Source organism: Halomonas sp. (assembly GCF_052095695.1).
Classification (GTDB): domain Bacteria; phylum Pseudomonadota; class Gammaproteobacteria; order Pseudomonadales; family Halomonadaceae; genus Vreelandella.
The window spans coordinates 1-3,761 of sequence record NZ_JBQDLQ010000015.1; the positions used below are offsets into that span (position 1 = coordinate 1).

Sequence of the window (3,761 nt, forward strand, 5' to 3'; positions counted from 1 at the left end):
AAAACAGGTGGCCTGAATGATCTCAGAGGCGACAGATTTCTTGACAACTACCGCTAGGCATCATTTAGCGTGTGCTGAGCGGATTTTAGATGGTCAGCTATGATTTTTTTAATTTATAAACTTCTGTTTTTAAATGTTTAATTTCGAAAATAGCGATGGGCGGACTGTCTTTTGCTGTTATCTAATCAATAAACGAGACAATAAATGAGTTAATAAGCAGTAAGCGCATTGATAGGCGATGGCAGCGAATAACTCCAAAGCCGTTAGAAAAATAAGTAGCCGTTAAAAATGTGTCACTGTCAGGAAATAGGCAGGTGTTAGTGAATTAGTCTGCACTGACGAAGATACGCTGTGGCAACGACGTCCAGCCCTCTTCTCCCAATGCGTTTATACAGCGCATTAGAGAAAAGGACTGGACGTTTTTTTATGCGTGGCGTTAATGAGCAACCCGAGGAGTAGCGATGACTCAGGTGAAAACGACATGCCCCTATTGTGGCGTCGGCTGTGGCGTAACGGCAACCGTGAAAGCGGGTACGCTGTGCGCCGTAGAGGGCGACCTTGAGCACCCAGCGAACTACGGGCGGCTGTGTGTCAAAGGGTCAGCGTTGCATGAAACGCTGGGTCACCAGGGGCGCCTAACCCATCCCCGAGTGGATGGTGTCGACGTTACTTGGGGCGCCGCGCTGAGCACCGTCGCGCAGCGCTTAAACTCGGTGCGCTCAGCGTATGGCAATCACAGCGTGGCAGCGTACCTTTCCGGGCAGCTGTTAACCGAAGATTACTACGTGGCTAATAAGCTATTTAAAGGCTTTTTGGGCACCCCGCATTTAGATACCAACTCACGACTTTGTATGGCGTCAGCGGTGGCCGGTTACAAGCGCGCCTTCGGTGCGGATGCGGTTCCCTGTAACTATGAGGATTTGGAAGAGGCCGAGCTAGTGGTGCTGGTGGGGTCCAACCTTGCTTGGAATCACCCGGTGCTTTACCAGCGCATTAAAGTCGCTAAAGAGCGCAACCCGCTGATGCGTCTGGTGGTGATTGACCCGCGGGAGACCGACAGCTGTGAAATTGCCGACCTCTACCTAGGGATTAAACCGGGTAGCGATGCGTATTTGTTTAACGGCTTACTGGCATGGATGGCACAGCATCGCAGGCTCGATACTGTTTATATTGAGCGCCACACCGAGGGCTTTGACGATGCTTTGGCGGCTGCCCAGCAGTCAGCAGCTGATGTCGCGGCCGCCTGCGATGTGGATCCCGAGCGGCTAGAAACCTTCTTTTACTGGTTTGCCAGCCAGTTGCACGTGGTCACGCTTTATTCTCAAGGCGTTAATCAATCGTCCAGCGGCACCGATAAATGCAACGCGATTATTAACTGCCACCTAGCGGGCGGGAAAATTGGCTTGCCGGGAGCCGGACCATTTTCCATTACCGGCCAGCCAAATGCGATGGGCGGGCGCGAAGTCGGCGGGCTTGCCAATCAGCTAGCCGCCCATATGGATTATCACACCCCTGGCGCGATTGATCTGGTCAGCCGCTTTTGGGCAACCGAGAACCTTACGCCGACATTACCCGACAGCCCCGGTTATAAAGCCGTTGAGCTATTTGAGGCCATTGAGCGTGGCGAGATTAAAGCGCTTTGGATCATGGCCACCAACCCCGTCATTAGCCTTCCCGATGCGGCGCGGGTGCGGGCTGCGCTGGAGAAATGCCCGCTGGTGATCGTATCCGAATGCGCGGCCCACACCGACCTGCTGCCCTATGCCGATATCGTGCTGCCTGCATCAGGCTGGTCGGAAAAAGATGGCACCGTGACCAACTCCGAACGGCGTATTTCGCGTCAGCGGGGTATGTTGGCACCCCCGGGTGAGGCACGCCACGACTGGTGGATTATCTGTGAAGTCGCCAAACAGCTAGGGTTTGTTGAGGCGTTTAACTATGCGCATCCCTGGGAGATTTTTGATGAGCACGCAAGGCTGTCAGGGTTTGAGAATGACGCCATACACGCCACTCCTAAGCGGCTATTTGATATCTCGGGTCTGGTCGGGCTAGGGTGCGCAGGCTACGACGCCTTAGCGCCGATTCAATGGCCGGTCACCAAGGCCGCACCAAAGGGCACTGCTCGGCTGTTTGAAGAGGGTGAGTTTGCCACTGCGAATGGCCGCGCCAAGCTGCTGGCGATTGTTCCGCAGTGGCCCGAGCAAGCGCTTAGCGCCGCTTACCCGCTGCGTTTAAATACCGGTCGGATTCGCGACCAGTGGCACACCATGACGCGTACCGCTCGCGCGCCGCGCTTAATGAATCACCGCGCGGAGCCCTTTATGGACGTGCACCCCGATGATGCCCACGTCGCCGGTGTTACCGACCAAGGCTTGGCAGTATTAACCGCTGCGAAGGGGGAGTTTCGTGCCCGTGTGCGGATTTCCAATGCCCAGCGGCGTGGCGAGGTGTTTGTACCCATTCACTGGACCGATTGCTTCACTCAGCAGGCTAGAAGTAGCGCGCTGATCGATAGCATTACGGACCCGCTCTCCGGTCAGCCGGAGTCCAAACACGGTGCCGTAGCGCTGGTGCCGCTAAGGGTGAAGTGGCAGGCCACACTACTTATTGCTGATACAGTTATTGAATCAACGCCATGGTGCGCCAGCGCCTACTGGACACGCATCCCTATGCGTGGCTTACAGCGCTGGCAGCTTGCCGATATCGAGCCGGTCAGCGACTGGTTAGCACAGCTTAGCGCGTGGCTGCCAGGGCCTGTGTCGGTACTCAGTCAAGATGCCGCGAGCGGGCGGCTACGTGCGGTGGGTGTTGAAAATGGCCAGCTTCGCTGGTGGCTCATGGTTGGGCTACCCAGCGAGCTCCCGGGGCTGGCGTGGCTGGAATCCCGCTTTAACGAGATGACGCTGAGCGATACCCACCGGCGGCGCTTATTAGCGGGCTGTGACGATGGCGCCGTCGATACCGGCCCTGTGGTGTGCAGCTGTCACCAAGTAGGCCAAACCACTATTTCTAACGCCATTCGTACGGGCGATATCAGCATCGAAGCGCTTGGCGCCAGACTCGCCTGCGGCACTCAGTGCGGTAGCTGTATCCCCGAATTGAAATCACTTATTGAAGAGGAGCGGCCCCATGCGCGCGCTAAGCAGGCCCCTAATACTGAACTGGCTTAACGCCTTTATGCGCATGTTGGCCCGTGGATGCTCGTCGTCAGCTCGCCCTACTGAGGCGTTATATGTGCCGCTGCGGGGAGGTCTGGATCAGTGCCGTGCTGGGCAGGTTTACTTAGTCGGCGCGGGAAGCGGCGATGTGGAGCTATTAACGCTCAAGGCTGCTCGGCTGCTCATGCAGGCGGATGCCGTTGTCTATGACCGCTTGGTCGGCGATGAGGTGCTGGCACTGATTCCTCGCCACACTGAGCGCTACTACGTGGGCAAAGCCCGCGGCCACCACAGCGTTCCTCAGGATGAAATCGGCGCGCTGATGGTCGCGCTTGCTCAGAAAGGAAAGTCGGTCGTGCGCCTGAAAGGCGGTGACCCAGCGGTGTTTGGGCGCATGGGGGAGGAACTGGATGCTCTGGCAGCCGCCCAGGTGCCTGCCACTATTGTGCCGGGAATTACCGCTGCCTCAGCCGCTGCTGCCTGCATGGGCATTCCGCTGACCGATCGCGGCCATGCGCAGCAGCTGCGCTTTGTGACCGCCCAGTTATGTCGCGAAGAGGGCACGCCGGATTGGGCGTCGCTGGCACGTAAAGATGAAACCCT

At 57.2% G+C, this 3,761-nt stretch carries 2 protein-coding genes; both read left to right on the forward strand.

Annotation, left to right across the window (positions count from 1 at the left end; all coding sequences use genetic code 11):
• Nucleotides 1–461 precede the first annotated feature (461 nt).
• Nucleotides 462–3,170, forward strand: a complete 2,709-nt coding sequence (locus ACTH5D_RS04720; RefSeq protein ID WP_441668849.1) for a nitrate reductase — start codon at nt 462–464, stop codon at nt 3,168–3,170.
• A partial coding sequence (cobA, locus tag ACTH5D_RS04725) for a uroporphyrinogen-III C-methyltransferase (protein ID WP_441668851.1) occupies nt 3,130–3,761 on the forward strand: 632 nt, incomplete at its 3' end. The genes ACTH5D_RS04720 and cobA, both read left to right, overlap by 41 nt.

Coding starts and splice junctions, on each gene's coding strand:
- ACTH5D_RS04720 (WP_441668849.1), top strand. CDS start 462: ATGACTCAGGTGAAAACGACATGCCCCTATTGTGGCGTCGGCTGTGGC.